At 67.1% G+C, this 25,493-nt stretch carries 24 protein-coding genes; 8 read left to right on the forward strand and 16 right to left on the reverse strand.

The genetic code is table 11. The annotated features are described in order from the left end of the window. Nucleotides 1-16: 16 nt before the first annotated feature. The 4 genes from ACIBW7_RS23845 to ACIBW7_RS23860 all read right to left on the reverse strand — a co-directional run bounded on the left by ACIBW7_RS23845 (nt 17) and on the right by ACIBW7_RS23860 (nt 3,636). Complete coding sequence (locus ACIBW7_RS23845) at nt 17-799, reverse strand: ABC transporter permease (protein WP_397049707.1); 783 nt, start codon at nt 797-799, stop codon at nt 17-19. After that, nucleotides 796-1,770, reverse strand: coding sequence for an ABC transporter ATP-binding protein (locus ACIBW7_RS23850; protein WP_397049709.1), 975 nt, complete (start codon nt 1,768-1,770; stop codon nt 796-798). Before ACIBW7_RS23850 ends, ACIBW7_RS23845 begins: the two co-directional genes overlap by 4 nt. After that, nucleotides 1,767-2,498, reverse strand: coding sequence for a hypothetical protein (locus ACIBW7_RS23855; RefSeq protein WP_357470981.1), 732 nt, complete (start codon nt 2,496-2,498; stop codon nt 1,767-1,769). Before ACIBW7_RS23855 ends, ACIBW7_RS23850 begins: the two co-directional genes overlap by 4 nt. A 112-nt stretch (nt 2,499-2,610) precedes the next feature. Beyond that, nucleotides 2,611-3,636: a glutathione S-transferase family protein gene (locus ACIBW7_RS23860; protein ID WP_397049712.1), complete on the reverse strand. Its 1,026-nt coding sequence runs from the start codon at nt 3,634-3,636 to the stop codon at nt 2,611-2,613. Between the two features lie 38 nt (nt 3,637-3,674). Between ACIBW7_RS23860 and ACIBW7_RS23865 the strand changes: the two genes are divergently transcribed. Both ACIBW7_RS23865 and ACIBW7_RS23870 read left to right on the forward strand, forming a co-directional pair. Next, nucleotides 3,675-4,469 (forward strand): enoyl-CoA hydratase/isomerase family protein, encoded by a 795-nt coding sequence (locus ACIBW7_RS23865; protein WP_397049714.1) that lies wholly within the window; start codon nt 3,675-3,677, stop codon nt 4,467-4,469. A gap of 165 nt (nt 4,470-4,634) precedes the next feature. Then, a complete protein-coding gene (locus ACIBW7_RS23870; protein WP_397049716.1) occupies nt 4,635-5,903 on the forward strand; it encodes a class I adenylate-forming enzyme family protein in 1,269 nt (422 codons plus the stop codon). Between the two features lies 1 nt (nt 5,904). Here ACIBW7_RS23870 and ACIBW7_RS23875 read toward each other — a convergent pair whose 3' ends face one another. Next, nucleotides 5,905-6,651, reverse strand: a complete 747-nt coding sequence (locus tag ACIBW7_RS23875; RefSeq protein ID WP_397049718.1) for a tyrosine-protein phosphatase — start codon at nt 6,649-6,651, stop codon at nt 5,905-5,907. A 419-nt stretch (nt 6,652-7,070) separates the two neighbouring features. Between ACIBW7_RS23875 and ACIBW7_RS23880 the strand changes: the two genes are divergently transcribed. Continuing rightward, nucleotides 7,071-7,550, forward strand: coding sequence for a TetR family transcriptional regulator (locus tag ACIBW7_RS23880; protein WP_397049720.1), 480 nt, complete (start codon nt 7,071-7,073; stop codon nt 7,548-7,550). Between the two features lie 39 nt (nt 7,551-7,589). After that, a complete protein-coding gene (locus ACIBW7_RS23885; RefSeq protein WP_397049722.1) occupies nt 7,590-8,777 on the forward strand; it encodes an amino acid deaminase/aldolase in 1,188 nt (395 codons plus the stop codon). 120 nt (nt 8,778-8,897) lie between these two features. Here the strand turns inward: ACIBW7_RS23885 and ACIBW7_RS23890 are convergent, their stop codons facing one another. From ACIBW7_RS23890 to ACIBW7_RS23900, 3 genes are all read right to left on the reverse strand, one after another. Continuing rightward, a complete protein-coding gene (locus tag ACIBW7_RS23890; protein ID WP_397049724.1) occupies nt 8,898-12,290 on the reverse strand; it encodes an AAA domain-containing protein in 3,393 nt (1,130 codons plus the stop codon). A 211-nt stretch (nt 12,291-12,501) separates the two neighbouring features. Beyond that, nucleotides 12,502-13,146 carry a phosphoribosyltransferase gene (locus tag ACIBW7_RS23895; protein ID WP_397049726.1) on the reverse strand — a complete coding sequence of 215 codons (645 nt, stop codon included), beginning with the start codon at nt 13,144-13,146 and terminating at the stop codon, nt 12,502-12,504. Nucleotides 13,147-13,157: 11 nt separating this feature from the next. Next, entirely contained in the window at nt 13,158-14,009 is an 852-nt protein-coding gene (locus ACIBW7_RS23900) for a carbon-nitrogen hydrolase family protein (protein WP_397049728.1), read from the reverse strand. Nucleotides 14,010-14,071: 62 nt separating this feature from the next. On the opposite strand from ACIBW7_RS23900, the gene ACIBW7_RS23905 reads away from it, so the two are divergent. After that, nucleotides 14,072-15,865: a DEAD/DEAH box helicase gene (locus ACIBW7_RS23905; protein WP_397049730.1), complete on the forward strand. Its 1,794-nt coding sequence runs from the start codon at nt 14,072-14,074 to the stop codon at nt 15,863-15,865. Nucleotides 15,866-15,873: 8 nt separating this feature from the next. Here the strand turns inward: ACIBW7_RS23905 and ACIBW7_RS23910 are convergent, their stop codons facing one another. The 5 genes from ACIBW7_RS23910 to ACIBW7_RS23930 are packed head-to-tail and all read right to left on the reverse strand — an operon-like array spanning nt 15,874 to nt 19,719. Next, nucleotides 15,874-16,404, reverse strand: a complete 531-nt coding sequence (locus tag ACIBW7_RS23910) for a gamma carbonic anhydrase family protein (protein ID WP_397049732.1) — start codon at nt 16,402-16,404, stop codon at nt 15,874-15,876. 25 nt (nt 16,405-16,429) lie between these two features. Further along, entirely contained in the window at nt 16,430-17,299 is an 870-nt protein-coding gene (locus ACIBW7_RS23915; protein WP_397049734.1) for an ESX secretion-associated protein EspG, read from the reverse strand. Further along, nucleotides 17,281-18,579, reverse strand: coding sequence for a WXG100 family type VII secretion target (locus ACIBW7_RS23920; protein ID WP_397049736.1), 1,299 nt, complete (start codon nt 18,577-18,579; stop codon nt 17,281-17,283). Before ACIBW7_RS23920 ends, ACIBW7_RS23915 begins: the two co-directional genes overlap by 19 nt. Next, the gene (locus tag ACIBW7_RS23925; RefSeq protein ID WP_397049738.1) at nt 18,572-18,949 is read right to left on the reverse strand and encodes a hypothetical protein; all 378 of its coding nucleotides are present in this window, start codon (nt 18,947-18,949) and stop codon (nt 18,572-18,574) included. Before ACIBW7_RS23925 ends, ACIBW7_RS23920 begins: the two co-directional genes overlap by 8 nt. 47 nt (nt 18,950-18,996) lie before the next feature. Beyond that, nucleotides 18,997-19,719, reverse strand: coding sequence for an alpha/beta hydrolase (locus tag ACIBW7_RS23930; protein WP_397049740.1), 723 nt, complete (start codon nt 19,717-19,719; stop codon nt 18,997-18,999). Nucleotides 19,720-19,853: 134 nt separating this feature from the next. Here ACIBW7_RS23930 and ACIBW7_RS23935 point away from each other — a divergent pair, with 134 nt between their 5' ends. Continuing rightward, the gene (locus ACIBW7_RS23935) at nt 19,854-20,753 is read left to right on the forward strand and encodes an SMP-30/gluconolactonase/LRE family protein (RefSeq protein ID WP_397049742.1); all 900 of its coding nucleotides are present in this window, start codon (nt 19,854-19,856) and stop codon (nt 20,751-20,753) included. Nucleotides 20,754-20,761: 8 nt separating this feature from the next. Here the strand turns inward: ACIBW7_RS23935 and ACIBW7_RS23940 are convergent, their stop codons facing one another. Both ACIBW7_RS23940 and ACIBW7_RS23945 read right to left on the reverse strand, forming a co-directional pair. Next, nucleotides 20,762-21,091, reverse strand: a complete 330-nt coding sequence (locus tag ACIBW7_RS23940; RefSeq protein ID WP_397049744.1) for an MmcQ/YjbR family DNA-binding protein — start codon at nt 21,089-21,091, stop codon at nt 20,762-20,764. Between the two features lie 57 nt (nt 21,092-21,148). Then, the gene (locus ACIBW7_RS23945) at nt 21,149-22,108 is read right to left on the reverse strand and encodes a helix-turn-helix transcriptional regulator (protein ID WP_397049746.1); all 960 of its coding nucleotides are present in this window, start codon (nt 22,106-22,108) and stop codon (nt 21,149-21,151) included. An 87-nt stretch (nt 22,109-22,195) separates the two neighbouring features. On the opposite strand from ACIBW7_RS23945, the gene ACIBW7_RS23950 reads away from it, so the two are divergent. Then, nucleotides 22,196-23,356, forward strand: coding sequence for an epoxide hydrolase family protein (locus ACIBW7_RS23950; RefSeq protein WP_397049748.1), 1,161 nt, complete (start codon nt 22,196-22,198; stop codon nt 23,354-23,356). On the opposite strand, the gene ACIBW7_RS23955 is transcribed toward ACIBW7_RS23950, so the two are convergent. Continuing rightward, complete coding sequence (locus tag ACIBW7_RS23955) at nt 23,337-24,092, reverse strand: hypothetical protein (RefSeq protein WP_397049750.1); 756 nt, start codon at nt 24,090-24,092, stop codon at nt 23,337-23,339. The two genes, ACIBW7_RS23950 and ACIBW7_RS23955, sit on opposite strands and share 20 nt — an antisense overlap. Nucleotides 24,093-24,312: 220 nt before the next feature. Here ACIBW7_RS23955 and ACIBW7_RS23960 point away from each other — a divergent pair, with 220 nt between their 5' ends. Further along, the gene (locus ACIBW7_RS23960) at nt 24,313-25,485 is read left to right on the forward strand and encodes an acyl-CoA dehydrogenase family protein (protein WP_397049752.1); all 1,173 of its coding nucleotides are present in this window, start codon (nt 24,313-24,315) and stop codon (nt 25,483-25,485) included. Nucleotides 25,486-25,493: the final 8 nt, after the last annotated feature.

Genomic DNA, 25,493 nt, shown 5'->3' on the forward strand with positions numbered 1-25,493 from the left:
CGCGGCCGGGGCCGGATCAGATGTCGCGAGTGCGCAGCAACCACCAGGCCCCACCGGCGGCGGCGATAGTCCAGAGGATGAGGACCACCAGGGCGGCAGGTGTGGGGGCCAGGAAGTCGCTGTCTTTGAAGGAACCGACGGCGACGGTGCTGACGGTGGCGGAGCCGGGCAGGACGGTGACCACTCCGGCGAAACCGATCGCCTTGGCGACGACCCAGATCAACGGTTCGATGATCACCAGCCAGCCGAGCATCGCCACGACCGCGATGGTGGAGGTGCGCAGCAGCAGGCCCAGGCCGGCGCCGATCAGGGACCAGCAGGCCGCGGCGAGTAGCCCGCCGCCGAGGACGGCGAGTAAGCGCACTCCGAAGTCGAATTTGCCGCGGCCGAAACCGAGCAGGCAGGCGAAGGCGATGAGTTCGACGACGAAGGTCGCCGCCAGGGCGAAGCCCGCGGTGACGAGGAACTTCGCGGCGACGAGCCGGTCCCGGTCGGAGGTGAACAGGGCGGTGGTCGGCATTGTCGCGTAACGGTATTCGGCTCCCGCACCGGCCGCGCCGAAGGCGCCGGCCACCACGATCGCGACCGCGAGACCGATATAGAGCCCGATGGTCGCCGCGCCCGTGGCCGGATTGGATTTCGGATCGGCGGGTCCAGCGAGCAGTGCGGTCACCGTGCTCGCTACGAGGGCGACCGCGGGAATCAGTGCGGCCAGGATTCGGCCTGCGCGCAGCGTGCTGACCTTGCGGACCTCGGAGTTGACGGCCGGAACGAGGTCCGGTGGCAGAGCGGCGATCATCGTGTAATCCCGTAGGGGGTCGGTTGCTGCGGTGCGATCCCGGCATAGGGGGCGGGCTGGGGTGGGCGGGCCGGTTTGACCAATGAGGCGAGCACTCGGTCGGGATGGATCTGGTCGGCGGCGATATTGTCCACGCGCACACCGGCCGCCGTCGCCGCCGCGCGGATTTGCGCTTCGGTCGCTTCGGCGACGGCGAGGCGTCCGTCGGGGCGGATCACCGCATCGGTGAAGCCCTGTGCGGCCAACATGGTCGCGAGTGCGATCGGGGTGGATGCGGCGACGACCAGCCGATCGGGGTGTCCGCGCCGAAGCCGGGCGGGGGTGCCCTGATAGACCACTGAGCCCTCGCTCACGACAATGATGTTGTCCGCCATCGGAATCACGTTCGCGAGGCTTTCGCTGGACAGCAGGGCCGAGCCACCGCGACGGGTGTGCCGCCGCAGGAAGTCCGCCAGCCAGGCGCGTTCCGCCGCGTCGAGACCGGCCAAGGGCTCGTCGAGAATCAGCAGTTGCGGGTCCCCTAGCAACGCGGTTGCCAGCGCCAGCCGGGTCTGCGATCCGTCCGAAAGCTCGCCTGCCCGTGTCCTCGCCAACTCACCGAGGCCGGCCACCTGGATCACCTCGTCGACCCGCGCGTCCTCGACTCCCGCGGCCGCCGCATAGACCAGCAGATGATCACGCGCGCTTCGAGCCGGATGCAGCCCACGTGGCTGCAACATGCCGCCGACGACAACCGCGGATCCGTCACGCCGCCGCGAGCCCGGCCCGCCGACCGCGGCGGTTCCGGAGGTCGGCTGATGTAGACCGAGCAGGATCCGCAGGATCGTCGACTTACCCGCGCCCGCCGGACCCACCAGGGCGGCGGTGGTGCCGGACGGCACGGTGAAGCTCACGTTTTCGACCGCGGTGACCAGGTCGTAGCGCTTGGTCAGGCCGCGGACGGAGAAGGCGAGCGGTCGGCCCGCGCTCATCGTGGCGTGGTCGGGGGTTGCGGCTTGGCCGGATCCAGGGCGGGCAGCGGATCGGCGTCGATGACGAGCTGCCGATCGGCGGGCCAGGTCACCGGCGCGGGTCCGAATGCCTTGCGCGCGTTGCCGATCGTGGTCTTACCGAGCGCCCGATTGCCGACGCTGCCGATCACGGCTCCGATACCGGCGGGCACCACCTTGCCCGCCATCAATGCGGCTCGCTTGGTGATGAAGCGGATGATGAATCGCTTGAGCAGCGAATCGTTCATGCTCGACAGGCCGGGAATCTTATTGGCGAACAGCGTGCCCCAGTTCTTCGCCGAATGACCGACCGTCTTCTCGACGATCTCCATCCCGCTCTCACCGAGCACGACCGCGAGCACCAGCGCCCGCCGGGTCTCTTGGTCCTCGGGAGAGATGCCGTGTACGGCCGCGACGGCCAGCGTGAACACCGCGGACGCCTCCATGAAGAAGGTGGTCTCGGCACTGACCGCCGCGAGTGCCGCGATGGTGCCGACTCCCGGCACCGCGGCCGTCGCGCCGACCGCACCGCCACTGCCGGTGACCGCGAGCAGGTACTGGTGCTCGAGCCGCTCGATGATCTGCGCGGGGTTCTCCGACGGGTGCGAACGCCGCAGCCGGTCCACGTACTTGGCGACCGCGGGCGCCTGCAGGCGGGACCCGGTATCGAGTAGCTGGACCACCGTCTTCTCGAACGTGCCTTTGAACACGGCGATATCCTCCTCTTCCGCCCGTACGGAACGACCTTATTGCACCGGTCGCCATCAACTCGTCATGACAACGATGTACCCGGTCGGCCGGGTTCCCAGCGTGTCGGTTCGATCACGCCGGTTCGCGCAGGGCAGACACCCTTTCCGCGAGCGGTGGCGGTGGCGGCGGGGTGCCGTCGCCGAATGGCCTGCCGCCCAGCGCTTCTCGGCCGTGCGGGGTCAGCCAGTTGGTCAGCTCCGGACCTTTGGGCACGATCTGGGTCGGGTTCACATCGGTGTGCACCACGTAGTAGTGCGCCTTGATCTGCCCGAAATCGATGGTGTCACCGAATCCGGGCGTCTGGTAGAGATCGCGCACATAGGCCCAGAGCACCGGCATTTCGCTCAGTTTGGAGCGGTTGGTCTTGAAATGGCCGTGATAGACCGGATCGAAGCGGACCAGCGTGGTGAACAGCCGGATATCGGCCTCGGTGATGGTGTCGCCCACCAGGTAACGCTGGGTGGTGAGCCGTTCGGACAGCCAGTCCAACCGAGCGAAGAGCCGATCGTAGGCCGCCTCGTACGCCTCCTGCGTACCAGCGAATCCGCACCGATAGACACCGTTGTTGACATCGTGGAAGACGGCCAGGTTCACCTCGTCGATCTCGGCACGCAACTCCTGCGGATACAGCGCCGGTGCGCCGGGGCGATGGAATTCGGTCCACTCGCCGGAGAAGTCGAGGGTGATCTGCGCGTAGTCATTGGTCACCACCTGCCCGGTGGGGACGTCCACGATCGCGGGCACCGTGATGCCGCGCGGATAATCCGGGAACCGCGCGAGATACGCGTCCCGCAACCGAGGGATGCCGAGCACCGGATCCACTCCACCTGGATCCAGATCGAAGGTCCAGCTCAGCTTGTCGTGCGTCGGCCCGCACAACCCGAGCGATAGGACGTCTTCCAACCCCAGCAATCTGCGCACGATCAGCGTGCGGTTGGCCCACGGACAGGCCCGCGCCGCGATCAGCCGATAGCGGCCCGGCTCGACCGGATACCCGTCCCGGCCATCAGCCGTAATGCGTGTGGTGATGTAGTTCGTATCCCGCTTGAACTCACCGGCTTCGACGTAGGAGCCGTTTTCCGATACCGACTTGGTCACTCGCCTAGTCTGGCAGATCGACGCCTTACTCTTGCCGGATGAGTGATACGAAGGCCACCAGGCTGACCCGGGAAACCACCGACGCCGGCGCCGAGGTCGCGACCCTCACCCTGGCCAATCCGCCGCTGAATCTTTTCGACCGATCGATGCTCGACGCGCTCGTCGAGGATCTCGCCGAGCTGTCGGCCAACCCGCCGCGCGCGGTGCTGCTGCGGGCCGAGGGCAAGCTGGTCTCGGGTGGCGTCGACGTGCATGTCTTCGACGGGCTGACTATCGAGCAGGGCGCTGAACTGTGGCGCACTCTGTTCGCGCAGATCATCCATCCGCTGGAGGCGCTGCCGTGTCCGGTGGTCTTCGCCGCGCACGGCCTGACTCTCACCGCCGCGTTCGAAATGGCGCTGGCATGCGACATCATCCTTGCCGCGCCGAAGGCGAAATTCGGGCTGGTGGAGACGGTCGTCGGCCTGACACCGTCGATGGGCGGGCCACAGCGACTTGCCGAGCGCGCCGGTTCGGGCCGCGCCCGCGAATTCGTGATGACCGGTGACCTCTACGACGCCGCGACCATGGCCGAATGGGGCGTGGTCAACGCCATCCACGAGGATGTCGATGCCGCCGCAAAGGACTTGACGAATCGCCTGGCCCAGGGCCCGACCCGGGCGCATGCCGCGACCAAGCAGATCATCGAGGCGTGGCGATCCGGCGGTGTGGCGCACGCGGATTCGGTGACGCCGGAGGTGTCCGGTGCACTGTTCGACACCGCGGATCTGCGCGGCGCAGTGCGCAGCTTCCTGGAGGTCGGACCGGGAAAGGCGACCTACACCGGCCGGTGACAGCCAGCACACGTTCGTCGCATAGTCGGGCGCTGCCGGACGGAGTCCGTCATCAGCCCCGCGCTCGAACGTGCGTCGGCGAGTTCACCGCCTATGCCAGCGAAAATGTGACTCGCGTCATATAGTCGCAAGAGCCTGCAGGCTCGAGGCGTGTGCGGAGGACCCATGTCGCAGTTTCTGGTCGAATATCCACTCAACCGTCCGCATGCTTGCGATGCCCCGCTGGCCCGCGGCGCCGATGGCGTGCTGCGCTACGGCAACCTCACCCCGGCACTGACCGAACTATTGGATCTGCAGGTGCACGCCTTCTCGACCAGGGAGGCGGTGGTAGAGATCGGCGGCCCCCGGCTGAGTTATCGGGAACTGTGGCACTCCGCCTCCCGCATCGCGGGCGGTCTGCAGGAACACGGCATCGGCTTCGGCGACCGGGTCGCCATCCACATGCCGACGGGCGCGCGCTGGGTACAGGCATTCCTCGGGGCGCTGCTCAGCGGCGCGGTCCCAGTGCTCGTGCACGACGGACTGCCCGAAGCGGTGGCCGAGCGGGTGATGGCCGACAGCAGTACCGATTTCGTACTCGGCGGCGGCAGTGGCGAACTGCCCGACGGCGCCGCCTTCATCGATGACGGTGCGGCCCTGAACGATCTGGCGCTGCTCTGCTACACCAGCGGCACCGGGCCGTGTCCGGTCAATGCCACCGTCGCGCCGAAGGGCGTCGAGCTGACCAACGAAAATCTGCTCTCGGCGATCCGCTCCGTAGTCGCGGCGCTGGATCTGCCGACCGATGGACTGCGCAATCTGGTGCTGTTACCGCTGGCGCATGCCAGCGGCTGTGTGGACCAGTTGCTGCCGACCTTCGCGGTCGGCGGCACCGTCGTCCTCGCGCCGGATAGTCGCAGTCTCGCGGAAACCATTGTCTCCGAACGGATCGATATGGTTTCCGCGACACCGCGCATCTTCGCGCGCCTGCTGCCCGAACTCGCGGCGCTGCGCACCGAGGGACTGTGCACCGAGGGCATCGCCCGGGTCAGCAATGCGGGCCATCGCGGCGAACGTGCCGCCGCTCCCACCGATCCCGCGGATCTGGCCGCCCCCCTGCGGGATATGTTCCCGGCCGCGCGGCGGTGGTCGGTCTGGGGCGCGACCGAAACCAGCGGCATCGGCCTGGTCGTCGACGACGACACCGATACCGCGCCCGGCGCGGAACCGGTGCTCGGATTCCCCTTCGGCGGTACCGAGCTGGCGCTGTGGGGGCCGCAGGCGCAGACCGGACATGGCGAATTGCTGTGTCGCGGACCGAATGTCACCCACCGCTACTGGAACGATCCGGAGACCACCGCGGACCGCTTCACCGGAAGTTGGTTCCACACCGGCGATCAGGTCAACATCGACGCCGACGGTCTGGTCCGACGCGAGCAGGCGCAGGCGGGTTGACTCACTCGAGCATGCGGTCGCGCAATCGCGCGCGCAACTCGGCGGTGAATCCGATGGCGGTCAGATAGGTCTCGAAATCACCATGGCTTTCGTGCACCGCATCCGTTGCGGTGCGCAGGTAGTCCTCGCGTACGCCGAGGATATCGATGGAAAGTTCGTTTCCCGCAGTGAGTTTCGGCGCCATCATGGCGCGCAGGGCGGGGACGGCGTCATTGCTGGCCATGAAGTCGGTGAGCACATCGGCCTCGCCGACCGCGACCGCGCGCAGCAGAGTCGCGATCGCCCAGCCGGTGCGGTCTTTACCCGCCGCGCAATGCACCAGCACCGCGCCGTCGCCGTGGGCGATCGTCTCGGCGATGGCGATGATCGCGGCATTGGCCTCGGGCCGGGCCGGGAAGTCACGGTAGACCTCGAGCATGTGCGGGAAGGCGGCGTCGGTCTGCGCATCGTGCGGCGGCGCCTCGGCCATCCGGGTGTCGAACGGTGTGACATTCAGTCGCACGCCCTCGGGCAGATTGTCGTGGCCGATGTGCTCGATCTCGCGCGGCCCGCGCAGGTCGAAGATATCGGTGACGCCGAGTTCGCGCAGGATCGCGTGTCCGGGCAGATCGAGGCCGCTCAGCTGAGCCGAGCGCAACAGCACGCCGGGGCGGATCCGCGCGCCGTCGACGGTGCGCAGACCGCCGAGATCGCGGAAGTTGAACGTGCCGGTCAGATAGAACTGGTCGGCGGAGGGCGAGAGAGTCACCGGTCCAGGCTAGCTACCTCGCGGTGTCGGCACGGTGTCGATCGCGGAACCATCGGCCGTCCAGTTTGCGAGGTATTGGTGTGTGATACACCACAGGGTGCCGGTACGGTACCGGCTCGTACCGTAGTCTGGTCGATGGTCTATCTTGCGTTGGGCAGACGCGAGAGTGGCACCAGGGGAGGCGATTCCGGTGAACACCGCTCGATCGCGGCGGGATTCCGGTTGGGTAACAAAACATTCTTCCAGTCTGGAAATACCCATCGAACCCATTCTTAAACCCTGGAAACCCTCTACCATTGATGAATGTTGGACTGGGCATCCAGGAAATTCCCTAGCAGGGGATTCATGAGAGCCGCCTGTCATGGTCAGCGAGTCGCGCCAACGAGGGTGCGCGAGTTCTTTCCTCGAGGGAGTCATCGTTGAGCGTACGTGGAGAAATAGCGGCAGTCAGGCTGCGGCCGACCATCTGTGAGGCCGTCGAGAAGGCGGCCGCCTCGCTCGATTTCACCGGAGTGCGAGCACTTCGGGTGCTGCTGCATGCCGGTGTGAGCGCGTACTGGCCGCTGGTCAAGGCGGCTCCGGCCAGGCAGGCTCGCAGGTACGAGGCGACCGCGCATCAGTTGGCCGAACGGTGGGAGGCGCAGACCGAATGTGTCGCCGACCCGCAGGCCACGGCTCTGTTTCAAGAGATGGATTCCGAGGTCGCGAGCTTCCTGGACCTCTGCGCCGAACGTTCGGGTGCGCAGTGGTTGGAGCCGACGGATGCCATCGCGGCCTATGTGGTCTCGATGCTGCAGGGCACGGTGCTGCGCTGGCTCGCGGATTGCAATGACGAAACGATGCTGGTGGTGCTCGACGACCTGGTCAGCAGCCTGGCCACCCGGGCCGCCGAAGTCTGATCTCCGCGATACTGGACGTTTGACCAGTTTGGTGGTTGAGTGGGTCCGGTGACAGATACGTCGCCGATTGTCGCACTGCATGCGGCCACGGCCGAGCTGGACCCGCCGCTGGCCGCCCTCGACCTGACCGCGCTGCGCGCCAACGCCGCTGACCTGGTCCGTCGCGCGGGTGGAGTGCCCATCCGAGTTGCGAGTAAATCGGTGCGCTGTCGCGCGGTGCTCGAAGAGGTGCTCGGCGCCGGGCTCACCGCGTCCGGCGGCTTCGCGGGCATCATGTCCTACTCATTGGCGGAGGCGATCTGGCTGGTCCGCCTCGGCGCGCGCGATGTGCTGCTCGGCTATCCGACCGTCGACCGCGCGGCGCTCGCCGAACTCGCCCCCGATGACACGCTGCGCGAATCCATTACGTTGATGGTCGATGATGTCGCGCAGTTGGACCTGATCCGCGCCGCGATCGGCACCGATCTGGTGCGGCCCCGGATCTGCCTCGATGTGGACGCCTCGCTGCGAATCGGACCGCTGCACTTGGGTGTTCGGCGCTCGCCGGTACGCACTCCCGAACAGGCCGCCGCGCTCGCGCGTGCGGCTGTGAATCGCGGATTCGACGTGGTCGGCGTGATGACATACGAGGCACAGATCGCCGGGTTACCCGACTCCAATATCGCTGTGCGCCTGGTGAAGCGGGCCTCGGCGGCCGAAATCGGCAAGCGGCGCAGACAAGTTCTGGACGCGGTGCGCTCGGTGGTCGGCAAGTTGGCGATCGTCAACAGCGGTGGCTCCGGATCCATCGAGGTCAGCGTCACCGATCCGGATGTCACCGAGGTGACCGCAGGCTCCGGGCTGTATGTGCCGACGCTCTTCGATCACTACCGCGCCTTCACTCCACGTCCAGCGTTGTTCTTCGCCACATCGGTGCTGCGCAAGCCGACCCGGTCCATCGCAACGGTTTTCGCGGGCGGGTACATCGCCTCCGGTCCGGCCGGGGCGTCGCGGGTGCCGAAGCCGGCGTGGCCCACCGGCTTGAAGCTGCTCGGTGCCGAGGGCGCAGGTGAGGTACAGACGCCCCTTTCCGGAGCCGCCGAACTGCGGATCGGCGATCGAGTGTGGTTCCGGCATGCCAAGGCCGGGGAGATGTGCGAACGGTTCAACCACGTCCACTTGGTCGATGCGGACGGCACGCGGACAACGGTGCCCACTTATCGCGGTGAGGGCAACTGCTTCGGCTGAGCCGGCTGCTGATTGCGAATTGGGCGTGACCGCAATTTCAAGATCGAATTCCACTAAAAGAACCAACCGGTCCGGACTGAATATTTCGGTCACGAACCGAGCAAATGCTGAAAGAAATATTCAGCTGAGTTGTAGGAATGTCGCCAGATCCGATAGATCGTCCGGCGTACTCGGCAGATATTCGGTGAGCAATGGTGACCGAATGATGACGGCCTTCCACATGGCCCGACACAGCGTCGCCTGAACCAGGCTGCGCGACAGCAGGAATCGCATACCGTAGGGCGCGTCGGCGGGGCTGGAGGTGGTCATCGACATGAGCACCACCGCCGCCTCCCGACCGCGGAACCGCTCGGCGGTGCCGACCAGTACATCCTCGATCTTGGCCCGGGCAAGCAGCGTTCGGATCAGTCCGACCTGGGCGCTGTAGGGCGCGACCACGAGGATGTCGTGTGGATGCAGCCGTCGCGTCATCGCACCGGTCACCCAGGAGACCCCGAGCAGCGCACGTACCCGACGGACCACCTCGCGGGCCTCGGCCACCGATTCGGTCGAATCGCCGCTGTGTGCCACCAGCACCGTCTCAACGCCGGGTTCGATGCCCTCCAGCTGCCGTGCGAGCGTGACGGTTTCGTTGGAGCGCAGCCGGTTGTCGTAGTACAGCCGGGAGATCGGATCGCAGACGCGCGGGTGCATCCGCCAGGTGCGGTCCAGGAAGTAGCCGCGGTCGGCGGGCAGGGTGTGGCGGCCCTCGGTGAGCCAGCCGAGCACCGATTCGTCGACCGGTTCCGGATGCGCGCTGCGCGCCGCGGACGGCGCCGGATCGCCGACCAGCAGCAGCTTGCGCGCACTCACCGCGACGGCGATGGTATCGGCGAGTGGGAAGCGGCCCGCATCGGCGATCACCAGCAGGTCGAGACTGTCGCCGGGCACCACCGCGTCATCGGCGAAATCGGCCGGTAGACCGCCGATTACGCAGCCGTTGACCGCATTGTCCAGGAACCGCGGATAGCGCGTGCCGTCGATCACCGACCACTCCGGCGCCACCGCCTCGGCATCCTTCTTGGCCACCAGTTCCGGCAGCACGCCCATCGCGACGATCATGTCGAGCAGGCTCTCCACCGTCGAATGCGTCTGCGCGACAATGCCGACGCGCCACTTGTGCCGCGTGACCAGACGTTCGATCGCCCTGGCGACGGTGGAGGTCTTGCCCGTGCCCGACGGACCCTGCACCGCGAGGTAGGAATCGTCGAGATCGCGCAGCGCGGCCTTGATGGCCGCCGCGTGGTCACCGTGCACATCCGGTAGCCGCTCGGCACGCCGCAGGCGCGGGGGCCGGCGGGCGAGGATGTCGAAGACCGCGCCCGCCGGGATCTCCGGTAGTGCCATCAGCAGTTGCTGGGCGGCGAATTCGACCGCGGTCTCGATATTCTCGTCCCAGGCGGGCAGGCCGGGTGCGATCGCGGTCGGCAGCTCGTCGTAAGGTTCGCAGCCGTGCGGCAGTAGTTCCTCCAGCCGCACGGTGTCGTCGAAGTTCGCGTCCACCGAGCAGCCGAGCACGGTCGCGGTGGCGGTCGCGCGTCGGCCGACGGCGGTGATCATCCCGGCGGCGACCGGCTGATCGTAGAACGTGTACACCTTGGCGCCCGGCGTAAGCACCGTGCCGGTCGCCGCGCCGCCCGCGGTATCGCTACCGCCCCAGCCGATGCCGATCCGTCCGGTGAGCGTGAGGTATCTGCGCATCGTCGGCTGGTGTGGGCTGCGATGCCATTTGGTGTCGACCGAGCCCCAATCGGCCACCAATACCCCTGGCGCGTCGGCCCATTCGTCGACCGGATGACTGAGCCGGTCGGCATGTGCCCACCACAGCGGCTGCCGTTCGCGCCGGTGATAGCCGAGGGCAGCCGCCATCAATGCCGCGGGATGGCGTGGCTCGCCCTGCGCCGCCGCGAATTCCGCGAGTGCGGCCTCGATCGACGACGGCCGCGACGGCGGCAGCGGATCGGGCTCCTCCGGACTCGGCACCAGGCACCATGAACTCGCCTGATCCAGGAGCACCGCATCCGAGTCCACGCGCCGTTCGGCGATCCGATCCAGCAGCCAGTCGCGCAGCCGCAGCACGGTGACGCAATCGCGTTCCTGGCCCGCGGCATTCGGCAGCAGCCGCCGCAGTCGACTCAGCCGATAGGAGCGTTCCCCGATCAGCAGGGCATTGCGCACGATCGGATAGAGATCGACGAGCACACCGGCATGCAGCAGATCCTCGACGGTCTCCTCACCGACACCGTACCGACCGGTCCATCGCAGCAGCGCCGAGCGCACGCCGGAGGTGTAGTGGTACACACGCATATCCGGATACATCCGCAGCCTTTGTGCGACGAAGTCGAGCACCTCGTCCAATGCGCGCCGCTGTCCGGCCTCCTCGTCGGCGATATCGGTCATCGCCCGATACGGTGCGCGCGCTGCGCCGAAAGGGGCGCGGAAGGCCAGATGGACGGTGCCGTTGCCGCCGACCTCGATACCGAGCAGCCGACCCGATGGGCCCTCTTCGATGGTGAGTGAGAGATCCTCCGGTGACGGTGGCGGCAGCGCGCCCAGCGCGATCGCGTCGACCAGCGTGTGGGTCGGCTGCCCGGAATCTTCTCGAGCCAGCTGGATTTCGGCTTGACGATGCAATGCACTGAACGTACGCGGCGGGAGGCCGGGCACGGTCGCGGTGCTGCTCGCCAGCCGGTCGATGGTGCTCACCCCGGCTTCGCGCAACCTGGCCCGCGCGGTGCGCGGCATACCGGCGACCAGCAGCAGGTCACGTGCCGCCGAGATCGCGCTGGTGCAGGTCGGGCAGTGGCCGCAGGCGAGATAGCGTGGATCGCCCCACTGCACGGGCAGCAACTCGCTCAGTTTGTCTTCCAGGATCCGTTCCACCCGACCGCGCCGAGCCAGATACACCGGCAGCAGATCGGTGAGCGCGAGGGTCTCGCTGTTCTCGTCCAGGTACAACCGGACCAGGGGAGCGGTGAGCGCGCCGCTGCGGTCCAAAGCGTCGGCGCAGGCGGCGAGTTCGAGTGCCGCGTCGATCCGATCCGGTGGTCCCGCCGCGGTGCCGTGCACGGTATAGCGCACCCGATGACCGGCCCGAACCAGAAAATCGCTGGTACAGACGAATTTTCCGTCGAAGAAGGTGGCACCGTGGATCACGTGCGCACCGGCCCGCAGTGCCGCGACCGTCTCGGCATTGGCGGCCCGCAGCACGGCGATATAGCTTTCGGGATCGGCCGCCGGATCGTGCGCGGCGCAATGGATCTCCACCATCGGACTGCCGAACCGATCACGGAAGTCCGCGAGCCTGCGTGCGCGCGCATCGTCGAATGCGCTGCGCCGCGCATGATCCGGCGCCACATCCGCCGCGCCCGCGATGGTGCCCAGTTCGGTATCGAGGGCACGCAGCAACTCGAATTCACACTGCGCCGCGCGCACCAGGTCGACGGCGGAACAGACGACACGATCACCGAACACGATCAAACGCGGCCTCCTGTGTCTTCGCCGGACACGGACGGCAACACTGTAGCTAAAGCATGTCCAGCGCCGCTTAGCCGAGTAGCGGACATTGCCCTTCTCGGGCGTCGTCGGTTCCAGCCGTTGGTGCGGTCCGACCACGCAGCCAGCGCGCGACCACAATCGACGGCGGCCTCCTCGAAGACCTGTTGGCGCACCTCACTCCGCCAACTCAACCCCGACGCGACTGCTTCGCAGCGAGTAGCACAGTGACTTCGTCGTCCTGTAACTGATGGAAGTCGCGGTACGCCATGCCGACACCGCCGAGCGAGCGCGGCACCCACGGGCAGACCACCTCATCCGCCTCGGCGGCCACCCGGCGCAACGCCTCGGTGGACGACACCGGCACCGCGACCACGATCCGCGTCGGCTGGTGCAGCTGGGCCACCCGGCAGGCGACGGCCACCGTCGCCCCGGTCGCCATGCCGTCGTCCACGATCACCGTCGTGCGGCCGGAGATCGGGATCGGCTTGGCATCACCGCGCCACATCTCGCGTCGGCGCTCGAGTTCGGCGCGTTCCACATCCTCGATCTCGGCGATCTGGCGCGTCGTTATCCCGGTGTGCGACAACACATCCTGATTGAGGACCCGGATCCCTTCCTCGCCGATTGCGCCCATCGCCAGTTCCGGCTGCCAGGGCACACCGAGCTTGCGGACCAGCATGATGTCGAGATCGCCCCCGATGACCCCGCACACCGCGGCTGCGACCGGAACCCCGCCGCGAGGCAGTCCGAGCACCAGCGGCTGCATCGCACGCAGGTGGCCGAGTTCCAAACCCAGCGCGCGACCGGCCGCTGTCCGATCGGAGTAGATCATCCGAATTAACGCTACTCCGGTGCGCGCTCGGTGATCGCGAATCGTCGCAATGCCAGGCTGGGGTTGGTACGGCGGACCGCGGCCAGCTGTTCGAGGTCGATATCCGCGGTGAGTACGCCGGGTTCGTCGCCGAGTTCGGCGAGGACGGCACCCGCCGGATCGATGATCATCGAGGCGCCCGCACCGCGCGGCGCGCATTGATCGGCGGCGGCCACGTACACCGTGTTCTCGATGGCACGCGCGCGCAGCAGCGTCGTCCACTGATCGACCTTCGCCGGACCGGGAATCCACTGCGCGGGCAGTACCAGCACCTGGGCTCCGGCGGCGGCGACGCGACGGCAGCCTTCCGGGAAGCGAAGATCGAAACAGGTCTGCATGCCGAATGTCACACCACCGACCGTGAAGGTGGCCGGAGCCTCGATCGCACCCGCCTCGACGACATCGGATTCGAGATATCCGAACGCGTCGTAGAGATGCACCTTGCGGTATGTCGTCACCAGGTTCGCGTCGGGTCCGAGCACGACGAGGGTATTGCGGATCCGCCCGGCCGCCGCCACCTGCTCGACCGTTCCGGCCACCAGATACACCCCGAATTCGCGCGCGATTTCGCCGAGGCCGGTGACGAACGGCCCGGTCAGCGGTTCGGCGACGGCCACGACCCGCTCGTCGAGCCGCGCCACGGCAAACATCGAGTATTCGGGCGCGACCACCACCTTCGCACCCCGTTCGGAAGCGGCGCGAACGTGCTCGCGCAAGGCTTCGAGGTTGGCGGACGGATCGGTTCCCGCTGCGAATTGGACCACCGCCACAGCCACCGCTGACACCGCTGGGACGTGATGCGCGGACACGCTTTCGGGTTGCATACGTCTCACCGTATTGGCCCGGTGGCCGGGACGACCACTGCTAGGCAGTAAACTGCTGGTCAATGAGTACCAATCAGGTCGACAGCGTTCCTGGCGACAACGACAGGGACAACGACGGCCCGACCTTCGCCGATCTCGGCATTGATGACCGCATCCTCGCGGCCATCGCCGATGTGGGCTATGAGTCGCCGTCTCCCATCCAGGCGGCAACCATTCCACCGCTGCTCGACGGCGCCGATGTGGTCGGGCTGGCCCAGACCGGCACCGGCAAAACCGCGGCATTCGCCATCCCGATCCTCATGGGTATCGAGGTGACCGGCAAACTCCCGCGCGCCCTCGTGCTGGCCCCGACGCGCGAACTCGCGATCCAGGTGGCCGAGGCATTCGGCCGCTACGCCACCCACATCCCCGGACTGCATGTGCTGCCGATCTACGGCGGCCAGGCCTACGGCGTCCAGCTCTCCGGCCTGCGCCGCGGCGCGCACGTCGTGGTCGGCACGCCGGGCCGGGTGATCGATCATCTGGAGAAGGGCACGCTCGACCTGTCGCAGCTGCAGTATCTGGTGCTCGACGAGGCCGACGAGATGCTGAAGATGGGGTTCCAGGAGGATGTCGAGCGCATCCTCGCCGATACCCCGCGCGAGAAGCAGGTCGCACTGTTCTCCGCGACCATGCCCTCGGCGATCCGCAGCATCTCCAAGAAGTATCTGCGCGAACCGGTCGAGATCACCGTCAAGTCGAAGACCTCGACCAATACCAACATCACCCAGCGCTGGGTGCAGGTTTCGCATCAGCGCAAGCTCGACGCACTCACCCGGATCCTCGAGGTCGAGTCGTTCGAGGCGATGATCCTCTTCGTGCGCACCAAGCAGGCCACCGAGGAACTGGCCGAAAAGCTGCGCTCGCGTGGTTTCTCCGCCGCGGCGATCAATGGCGATATCGCGCAGAACCAGCGTGAGCGCACCATCGGCCAGCTGAAGTCCGGTGCGCTCGACATCCTGGTCGCCACCGATGTCGCCGCGCGCGGCCTCGATGTGGATCGCATCTCGCATGTGGTCAACTACGACATTCCGCACGACACCGAGTCCTATGTGCACCGCATCGGCCGCACCGGCCGGGCCGGGCGCAGCGGTCAGGCGCTGCTGTTCGTCGCGCCGCGGGAACGTCATCTGCTCAAGTCGATCGAGCGCGCCACCCGGCATCCGCTGACCGAAATGCAGCTGCCCAGCGTCGATGATGTGAACACCCAGCGCGTCGCCAAATTCGGCGATTCGATCACCGAGAACCTCAGCTCGACGAATCTGGCGCTGTTCCGCAAGCTCATCGAGGACTACGAGCGCGAGCACAACATTCCGCTGGTGGATATCGCGGCGGCGCTGGCGGTCAGCGGCTACGACGGCGACAACTTCTTCATGGAGCCCGAGCCGGAGCCGGTCGAACGCCCGCAGCGCGAGCGCATGCCGCGCGGGGATCGGCCCGCCCGCCGGTTCGAGGGCGAGGATCGCGGCCCTTCGCATCACCGCGGGACCGGAGCCGAATTGGCGACCTATCGGATCAGCGTCGGCAAGCGGCACCGGGTGGTGCCCGGCGCGATCGTCGGCGCCATCGCCAATGAGGGCGGACTGCGCCGCAGCGATTTCGGCCATATCAGCATCCGTCCGGACCACAGCCTGGTCGAACTGCCCGCCGACCTATCCTCGGAGACGCTGGAAGCGTTGCGGCGCACCAGGATCAGCGGCCAGCTCATCCAGCTGCAACTCGATTCCGGCCCGCCGAACGGACGTTCGTTCCGCCCCGGACCGCGTCGCGATCGCGACGGCGGCAAGCGACCGGAACGGCGTAAGCCACGCTCCTGAGCCCGAGGTCAGGGCTGGACTTCGGTGATGCCCGTGCGGTGGCGCCGGCCGAGTTCGGTGTAGAAGCCCGGATTGAGTTTGACCCAGCCTTCGGCCTGGGTGCCTTCGATGGACTTCTTGACCTCGGCGGGTGCACCGGCGGCAAGGACGCCCGCGGGGATTTTGGCGTGCGGCGGGACCAGGGAGTGCGCGGCGATCATTGTCCCCGCGCCGATTTCGGCCAGATCCAGGACCGTGCTGCCATTGCCGACAATGGCCTCCGCGCCGACCGACGCACCGTGGAAGACCACGCTGTGGGCGATGGTCGCGCCGGGGCCGATTTCCATCGGCACATCCGGCGGCACGTGCAGGACCGCATTGTCCTGGACATTGGCACGTTCCCGAATGGTGATCGGCGCCAGGTCCGCGCGCAGCACCGCGCCGTACCAGATGGACGCGCCCGCCTCGACGCGCACATCACCGATCAGGGTCGCGGTCGGCGCGATGAACGCCGTCGGATCGACCGTGGGCCGTTTGCCTTCGAATTCGTAGAGTGGCACCGGTTCACGGTAACCCAGCGCTATCTCACCAGCGTTCGGCCAAGGCGAGGGTGCGTTCGGCCGCGGTGACCATCGGCCGCAGCTGCGCGGTGAACCGCTGCGCGGTGACCGGCACGATATCGACATCGACCCCGGTGCGCACCGAGTATCTGCCGTCGCCGATCACGTCGATCCAACACAGCACTCCGAATGGATGCAGCTCGCCGTCGGCGCGCCGCACGGACACCACAATCTGACCGATGCCGTCGCGGGATTGCCTGAGCAGCTTGCGAATCCGGGTCGGCGTGGTGGGTCCGGCCACCGGCACGGTCACCAGATCCCGGCTGTCCTCGGTGACTCGGGCCAGCGGTGCGGTCAGTTGCGGTGTGGTGCCGGGCGAATTTTCCGGCAGCACCGAAATAATCCGTGCGGAAAGGTTTTTCACGCGATCGACGAACAGTCGGATATCGCCGCCGCGATCGGTGGTCGCACCCGCACGTTGCGCCGCGACCACCGCGATATCCCCGGTGATCGCGCCGAGTACGCGCACCGGACGCGATTCCGCCGCGATGCCTGGCTGGGCCGTTACGGGACCGGTCTGTTCGACCAGACCGGTTGCCTCGACCGTGCCGTTCGGCCCGTCGTCGACCGCCGACGGCTCGGCTGTAGCGCGCTCCCCGAAGACCTCGATGCGCAGGGTGGGGCGTGCGAGCACCCGCAGTGCACCCTCCAGGTCGGCGTCGAGAGTCTCATCGCACCAAAGGTTAAGGGCGGGGAGTTGCGCGGCGCGCTCAACGGTGTCGCGAGCCGAGAGGCGGACGGCGAGCGGGTAGGGGATGCGGTCGCCATCGGTGCGGGCCCAGGCCATGGCGAACTGGTCCGGGGTCAGCGTCCAGTTCACTCCAGTTCGGTCCATTCGCCGACGACCGGGGGCGTCGTCGGATCCATATCGCCGATCAGCTCACCGCCGTCATCGGCCGGTTCCAAGAAGGTCAGATCGTCGTCGAAGAAGTGGTAATCCTCGTCGTACTCGTCCTCTTCGCGGGCCTGTGCGCGGGCGGCGGCCGCGCTGGTGCTCACACCGGAGCGCGGGCTGTCACCCGCGACCATGGCGCCGCCCATGAGTCCGCCGACCGCGCCCGCGCCGACGCCGTTGATCGCATCGCCACTCGCATCGCGTTTGCGCTCATCGCGTTTGCGTTCGTCGTCGGTGTTCGAGGTGCCGGGAACGGTCGGGGCGACCACCGAGGTGGACGCGGCGGTGGTTACCGGTGCGGCGGTACCCGGTCGCACCGGGCGATCCGGTGTGGTCGTCGGTGTGGTGGCTGCGGCAGGTGTGGTCGATGCGGGGAAATCTGCCGTCGGCACAACGGGTTTGGCGGTGGCGGGCGTGGTTTCGACGGCGGTGCTCACCGGAGTCACGGTGGTCGGCGCAGCCGCCGCTTGGGTCGTCACGGCGGCCGGTTCGACGGTGGTGTGCGGTGTGGTCGGCACCGGTGCGGTGGTCGAAACCGTTGGGGTGGTGAGGGTTTGCGTACCGGTGTCGAGCACGGGCATCGTGGCCACTTGCGCGGCCGGTGTGGTGCCGGACGGCTGCGGCACGTCGGCGGTCACCGCATCCGGGAAGGCGGGAACGCCGGATCCGGTCGAGATGAACACATTCGTGTAGATGCTGTCCATCGCCTGCACGACGTCCTGACGGGTGCCATCGGCGGATTTCTGGGTCGCGGTGTTCTCGGTCGCCTTGGTCGGATCCAGCAGTGCGCCGGCCAGATCCGTGGTCTGGCTGGATGGTTCGACTACAGCCGCGCGCAGTGCCTCGGCGGCATCGCCCGCCTGGCCGAGCCGCTGACCGACCGCGGCCATGACATCCGCGAGTTGCTGTCCCTGCCGCTCGAATTCGCGCACCGCATCGGCGGCGGAATCCGCCGCGGCACCGCGCCAACCATCGGCCATCGCGGCCCGAATATCGCTGTGCGCCTGCTCGACTGCGGTGGCGAGCCCGGTCGAACTGCCCTGCCACGCTTGCCGTCCGGCCGCGAGGACAACCGGATTCATCAGCTGGACACCGTCGTGGATTTCCCGATGCGACAGGTTGTCGAAGATTTCGACGGTCCGCGCGTAGTTGGGGTCCGTATAGCTGGGGTCGGCATACCGAATGGGCGTCTTCTCACCGGAGTGCGGCATCTTACGCATGCGCGGCTCCCGCCACCTCGACCTGACCGACCGCCGCTGCCAGATCCGTATCGGCCTGGGTGTACGCCACTCCGGCCGCGCGGAAGGTCTGCGCGAGCACCCGCGCGGCGTCGGCGTAGGCCCGCAACCGGGTGATAGCGCCATCGGCCTTGTCCTCGAAGCCGCGTCGCAGCGCCGCACCGGAATCGAAGCCGCCGAAGCCGGGAAGCGAAGTGGCCCCACTCAATACGGCGATCTGGCCCTCGACCTCATCGGCGAGCTGTTCATAGCGCTTGGCGCACTGCTCGTGCGCCCCCTCGGCGACCAGTACCCCATCGATCCAGAGCTGGCCGTCGTCGATCGCCTGATTCAGAGCTGTCACGTCCGACATCTCGCCGCCCCCTTCCTCGTCGTGCTGCCCGCGCAGCCGTGATCAACTCACCGGTGCGCCAACCCCACGACGACACCCTGCATCCAGTCCGCGATGTCGGCAGCGACCCGCGCGTGCACCGGCTCGTGCAACAGGTCGTGCCCGGCGTCGGCGTACTCACGCAAACTTACCCAATCGTGGCGACGAGTCCAGACCCTCATCGCATCGATCGGCGCCCGTCGGTCCTCGATGCCGTGCACGGCGAGGACGGGCAGGGTGTTCGGCAACGGCGTGCCGGGTGCACCGGGTGCGCCGCCACCCAGCGCTCGTTTCGGCACTCCCGACAGCACCAACCCGATCAGCTCACTCGGCGGCAGGCTCGGCTGCAGCGGGTACTTGGCCTCCAGTCCGTGCAAGTCGTCGGCCGCACTGGTCTGATCCGGCACCGCCGCGCCGAGGATCCCCAGGGCAGTGACGGCCCCGAGTGAATGGCCCATCAGGATCAGTGGCGTACCCGGTAATTCCGTGCGAACCAGCTCGACCAGCTGCATCGCATCGGCCACCAGTTCCACCAGCGTGCCGGGATTATTCGGATCGCCCTCGCTCAATCCGTGCCCCGCGGTGTCCAGCGCCCACACCTCGATCCCGGCGGATTTCGGGGTGCGGGCGAAGCGGTGGTAGTGGCCGCTGTGCTGGCCCATTCCGGGCAAGAGCACCGCAACCGCCGTCGGGTTGTCGACCGGCCATCGCCGATAATGCATCCGGCCCCGCGCGCTGTCGAAGAAAGGCATCCGTAAATACTGGCAACTTGCTGAGATGCAGTCGAGTTCCTGACATAACTACTGGTGAGTTCATAACTGACAAGGTGGCTGGACTACCGGCCGAGGGTCGGACAAGAGAGTCGAGGTTCGCTTTGAGGTTCGCTTTGCGGAACGTAGGAGTGTGGGCGGTCGGATTTGCGCTGAGTTGTGCCGGTGTGGATGTGGCGGCCGCGATGGCCGAGCCGCAGCCGGATGCGGTCGCCGCATGCGCGCCGGCCCAGGCGGCGACGGCCGTGCCCGCCGGTCTGCCGCTGCTCGATTGGTCGGAGAACGTGGGGTACGACGCGCAGGGCAACCTGTGGGTATCGCGGCTGTACCGCAATGAGGTGCAGCGCTACGACAGCGCGGGCCGGTTGACCGCGACGGTGCCGGTCGAATTCCCGGGCGCGATTCGGCTCGGCCCGGATGGACTGCTCTATGTCGTCTTCGGCGTGTCACCGTCGAGCGTGCTGCGTCCAGGTGGTGTGATGCGCTTCGACCCCGACGAGCCCAGGCCGGCGGTATTCGCCTCCGGATTCACCATGCCCAACGGTGCTGCCTTCGATGCGCAGGGCAATCTGTACGTCGCGTCCAGCCTCGGCGTCATCCGGATCCGTCCGGACGGCAGCGTCGATGCCGACTGGACCGCTCGGGCGAACTACGCCGGTGCCAATGGCATTGTGGTGCAGGACAATTCGATCTACGTCAGCATGAACGGCAATCCGCTCGGTCGGATCGTGCGGTTCCCGATCGACGATCCGGCCGGCGTCGCGGTGGTCGCCGACTTGACGGTGTCACCCGGAATACCGGACTTCGTAGACGATCTCGTCGTCACTGACGCGGGCGTGCTCTACGTGACCACCTTGACCGGCCAGCTGGTTCGGGTCGACCCGGCCGCGAATACCGCATGCGCGGTACTGACCGGCCAACCGATGACATCGGTGGTCGCCGTGCCCGGCCGTTCCGACGAACTCATCGCCGGCACCGAGAGCGGCGCGATCCTGCGGATTCGCCTGCCGCACTGAGCGAATCGTCAGTCCTCGACGAGGTCGGGGGGCGCGGCCTGACGCCAGGAATCCAGCAGGATGTCGTACAGTTCGTCGATATCTTCCACGGCGGAGAGCCGGGCCCGGACCCAGGACGAGGACGACTCGTGCGGCGGGACCCAGAACTTGTCCGGTTCGGCGGCGATGAGTTCTGCGCGATCGTGTCTGGGGCAGCGGATGGCGAACGAGGTCTGATCGTCGGGGATGGTGACGAACATTTTGCCCGCCACATCGAAGGTGGGATGGTTCCAGCGTTCCTTCTCCACGGTCTTGGGAAAGGACAACGCGATACGGCGCACGTCGTCGGCGTCGAGCACGGTTCAGCCTCCGGTTCGGAAATCGGACTCCTATCGTGCACATCGCTTCGTCGGTCATCAAGTGACGGCGTCGGTTATGCGGGACGCGATCGTGCGCAACCGCTCCACCAGGACGGGCGGCTCGTGGACTCGGAAGTCCGCGCCGAGTTCGATCAGGCGGTATGCCAACCAGGTCGGGTCGTCGTCGCGGGTAGCCTCCAGTCGGCACGAGTCGTCGTCGATGGGTGCGATATCTCCGGGGGAGTCGCCGAGACGGCCCGCGACCCGGCCGATCGGGGCCTGGATGCTCACGCGGACGCGGAAGGACGGCGTGCCCCAATCGGTTCGGCGACCTGCCACATAGGCGGCCGGATCCGCGGCGGGCAGTGCTCGCCGGCTGTAGCGGGCTCCGGTGGGCTGCGGTCGGTCGATGCGATCGACTCGGAAGATGCGCCAGTCGTCGCGGTCCATATCGTGGCCGACGAGGTACCAGCGACGCCGTGACGGCACCAGCCCGACCGGTTCGATATGGCGACGGGTTTCGGCACCGGATTCGCCCCGATACGCGAAACGTACCCGCTCCCTATTGGTTACGGCCGCGGCCAGCGCGGTCAGCACCTCGGGATCGACGGTCGGGGCATCGTCGGTGTGCGGCACCAGGGCGGTGCCGAGTACCCGCACCCTGCGGCGCAGTTTGGCGGGCAACACCTGTTCCAGCTTGGCGAGCGCGCGGACCGAGGCCTCCTCTATACCGACGATGGCCGATCCGGCGGCGGCACGCAGCCCCACCGCGATGGCGACCGCCTCTTCGTCGTCGACCAGGAGCGGCGGCATCGCGGTACCGGCGATGAGCCGGTAACCGCCCGTCGCGCCCATCGTCGCCTCGACCGGATAGCCCAGTTCGCGCAGCCGGTCGATATCGCGGCGCACGGTGCGGTCGGTGACGCCGAGTCGATCGGCGAGTTCGCTGCCCGGCCATTCCCGTGGTGTCTGCAACAGGGAGAGCAAGCGCAGCAGGCGCGCGGGGGTGTCGTTCATGATTTCAGGATTCCAGATAACTAGGACCTAGATTGTCCTACTTGGCTCCTAACGTAGTTGATGAACCCAAGAGCTAGGAGTCACCCGATGAACGAGATTCGCCCCTTCCGCATCGACATTCCGCAGGCCGATATCGACGATCTGATCGACCGGCTGGCCCGCACCCGCTGGTCGGCGCAACTGCCGGGCAAGGGCTGGGAGCGCGGTGTCCCGGTCGACTATCTGCGGGAACTGGCCGAGTACTGGCGCACCGGATTCGACTGGCGGGTCCAGGAGGCGGCATTGAACGAGTTCCCGCAGTTCACCACCGAAATCGGCGGCCTGGACGTGCATTTCCTGCATGTGCGTTCACCCGAACCGGATGCGCTGCCGCTGATCCTGACCCACGGCTGGCCCAATTCGTTCGTCGAATTCACCAAAACCATTGGCCTGTTGACCGATCCGCGCGCCCACGGACTCGATCCGGCGCAGGCATTCCATGTCGTGGTCCCGTCGGTGCCCGGTTTCGCATTCTCCGAAGGGCCGAAGGAGACCGGGATGACGGTGCGTCGGGTGGCCGAGATGTGGGTCGAGCTGATGGACCGGCTCGGCTACCAGCGCTACGGCACCCAGGGCGGCGATCTCGGGGCCTATGTGGCACCGGAAATCGCCCGTATCGCACCGGATCGTGTGGTCGGTGTGCATATCGATGGCGGTATCGGCATGCCGACCGAGGCCGACGTGCCGACCATGACGCCGGAGGAACGCGCGGAATGGGACCAGATGCAGGGCTGGATGTCCGGCGGCGTGAACCACCACGTGCTATTGCGCGCCGCGCCACAGACTTTCGCGCATGCCTGGACCGATTCGCCGGTGGGCCTGCTCGCCTGGCTGATGCAGAAATTCGACGAATTCACCCCGCTGGCCGAACTGGCCGAGGACGTCATGGACCGCGATCATCTGCTGACCAATATCAGCCTGTACTGGTTCACCAACACGGCAGGGACGTCGTCTTGGCCGATGTACAACGGACTCGGCGACGGCGGATTCGTCTGGCCTACCGGACAAAAGGCGGTACCGACGGGCGTCTACGCGGGCGGTTCCGCACTCATGCTGCGACTCGCCGAGCGCGACAACACCATTGCGCACTGGCCCGAGGGCAATACCGGAAACCACTTCGTGCCGATGGAACTGCCGGATATGCACGTCGCCGATATCCGAGCGTTCTTCGGCAAGGTGACGCGAGCGCTCAGTTGTTCTGGTGCGTGATTTCGTCCCGCGATACCGAGTCCGCGTGGTTCGGGGCGGCCGGTGCCACCGGCTCCTGAGTCGAGGCAGGCTGTGCCGGTGCCGGTGCGGCGCTCTCGGGCGCCGGCGCCGGCACGGGAAGATTCGGAACGAAGAACATCCCGACCGTCGGCGTCATCACGCAGTGTGCGAACGGGTAGTCGATCATGCCCCACATCGAGGCGATGACCGTGCCAGGACCGCTGGTCACGGTCTTCGACAGCGTCGGCATGTTGTATTCGGTCCGGTCGTCGAGCGTGGTGAGGCCGCTCGCGCCGGTATTGACGTTCAGCCAGGCCACGACGAGCCCGGAGGACAGCGGTGCGCCCGAATGCGCGGGCGTCGCGCTGAACCGCAGGCTGCCGGGCAGCGGGTCCGCGGCGCCATTGGGGTTGGAGCCGTCGGTGGAGGCCGCCGCGATGATCGTGGTGACCGGGCCGATGCTGCCGCAGCCGAAGGTCGGCGCGGCATAGGCGAACGGGGTGAACGCGGCCGAGACATTGCGCAGCTCGGCGATATCCACCATCTTCGTGAACTGGGTGAGCGCGCCGACGCCCGCCTGTGCGGCCGGATCGGATCCGGCATCGGTGGTGAGCTGTGCGAGTCCGGTATCGACGGTGGATGGCTCGGCGACCGCCGTACCGGTTAGGGCGAGGACCGCACCGATGCCGAAAGAGGTCACTGCCGCGGCGGCGCGTGCGATGGATCTGCCGTTCACTCGTTCTCCTCGATACCGAACACCCGGGATAGCCCGGCCCCACGTGCAGCAACGTACCAGTTCGTCGCTTACGTCGCCCAGGGACTCACAACCAACCGCGCAGGCCGCTGAGGGCCGACGCGCGACACATACCCGATCTGCCCTTGTGACCCACTCGACAGTGAGAGATTACCGGGGGGTAGGTTTGACGCGGACGTACGAGACACACCGGGAGATGTGTATGAAACTAAGTCTGACGCCCGACGAGGTGGGCTTCCGCGACGAGCTGCGGAACTTCTACCGGACCGAGATTCCCTCCGACATCCGTGACCGCGTCAAATACGGCCACGAACTGTCCCGCGAGGACATCGTCACTTCGAACAAGATCCTCAACGACCACGGTCTGGCCGTGCCCAACTGGCCGGTCGCGTGGGGCGGCAAGGACTGGACGCCGATTCAGCGCCACATCTGGCAGGACGAAATGCAGCTGGCTTCGGTGCCCGAGCCGCTGACGTTCAATGCCCAGATGGTGGGCCCGGTGATCGCGCAATTCGGCTCGCAGGAGATCAAGGAGCGCTTCCTGCCGCCGACGGCCGCGCTGGATATCTGGTGGTGCCAGGGCTTCTCCGAGCCCGACGCCGGATCCGATCTGGCCTCGCTGCGCACCACCGCGGTGCGTGACGGTGACTCCTACATCGTCAACGGCCAGAAGATCTGGACCACGCTCGGTCAGTACGCGGACTGGATCTTCTGCCTGGTCCGCACCGATCCGAACGCACCGAAGAAGCAGGCGGGCATCTCCTTCCTGCTGTTCGATGTGAAGTCTCCCGGCGTCACCATCCGCCCGATCAAGCTCATCGACGGCGGCTACGAGGTCAACGAGGTCTTCTTCGAGAATGTGCGGGTGCCCGCCGATCAGCTGGTCGGCGAGGAGAACCAGGGCTGGACCTACGCCAAATTCCTGCTCGGCAACGAGCGCACCGGCATCACCGGTGTCGGGCGTACCAAGGTCAAGCTCGGTGTCGCCAAGGATTACGCGCGCCAGACCAAGTCGGGTTCGGGCACCCTGCTCGAGGATCCGGTCTTCGCCGCGCGCATCGCCGAACTGGAGAACGAACTGCTCGCACTGGAGCTGACCCAGTTGCGCGTGGTCTCGAACTCCTCGGACGGTAAGCCGAATCCGGCCTCGTCGGTGCTCAAGCTGCGCGGTTCCGAACTGCAGCAGGCCGCGACCGAGCTGCTGCTCGATATCGCGGGCCAGGATGCACTCCCGGTCGACGCCGCCGATATCGCCTCGCCCGGTTGGGCACAGCGCAGCGGCCCCGGCTATCTGAACTACCGCAAGACCACCATCTACGGAGGCTCCAGCGAGGTGCAGCGCACCATCATCGCCTCCACGATCCTCGGATTGTGAGGCGCCGC

This window comes from Nocardia sp. NPDC049526, assembly GCF_044465765.1.
In the GTDB taxonomy this organism is placed as follows: Bacteria; Actinomycetota; Actinomycetes; order Mycobacteriales; family Mycobacteriaceae; genus Nocardia.

Coding starts and splice junctions, on each gene's coding strand:
- ACIBW7_RS23845 (WP_397049707.1), bottom strand. CDS start 799: ATGATCGCCGCTCTGCCACCGGACCTCGTTCCGGCCGTCAACTCCGAG.
- ACIBW7_RS23850 (WP_397049709.1), bottom strand. CDS start 1,770: ATGAGCGCGGGCCGACCGCTCGCCTTCTCCGTCCGCGGCCTGACCAAG.
- ACIBW7_RS23865 (WP_397049714.1), top strand. CDS start 3,675: ATGAGTGATACGAAGGCCACCAGGCTGACCCGGGAAACCACCGACGCC.
- ACIBW7_RS23870 (WP_397049716.1), top strand. CDS start 4,635: ATGTCGCAGTTTCTGGTCGAATATCCACTCAACCGTCCGCATGCTTGC.
- ACIBW7_RS23895 (WP_397049726.1), bottom strand. CDS start 13,146: ATGATCTACTCCGATCGGACAGCGGCCGGTCGCGCGCTGGGTTTGGAA.
- ACIBW7_RS23900 (WP_397049728.1), bottom strand. CDS start 14,009: ATGCAACCCGAAAGCGTGTCCGCGCATCACGTCCCAGCGGTGTCAGCG.
- ACIBW7_RS23905 (WP_397049730.1), top strand. CDS start 14,072: ATGAGTACCAATCAGGTCGACAGCGTTCCTGGCGACAACGACAGGGAC.
- ACIBW7_RS23915 (WP_397049734.1), bottom strand. CDS start 17,299: ATGGACCGAACTGGAGTGAACTGGACGCTGACCCCGGACCAGTTCGCC.
- ACIBW7_RS23920 (WP_397049736.1), bottom strand. CDS start 18,579: ATGCGTAAGATGCCGCACTCCGGTGAGAAGACGCCCATTCGGTATGCC.
- ACIBW7_RS23925 (WP_397049738.1), bottom strand. CDS start 18,949: ATGTCGGACGTGACAGCTCTGAATCAGGCGATCGACGACGGCCAGCTC.
- ACIBW7_RS23930 (WP_397049740.1), bottom strand. CDS start 19,719: ATGCCTTTCTTCGACAGCGCGCGGGGCCGGATGCATTATCGGCGATGG.
- ACIBW7_RS23945 (WP_397049746.1), bottom strand. CDS start 22,108: ATGAACGACACCCCCGCGCGCCTGCTGCGCTTGCTCTCCCTGTTGCAG.
- ACIBW7_RS23950 (WP_397049748.1), top strand. CDS start 22,196: ATGAACGAGATTCGCCCCTTCCGCATCGACATTCCGCAGGCCGATATC.
- ACIBW7_RS23960 (WP_397049752.1), top strand. CDS start 24,313: ATGAAACTAAGTCTGACGCCCGACGAGGTGGGCTTCCGCGACGAGCTG.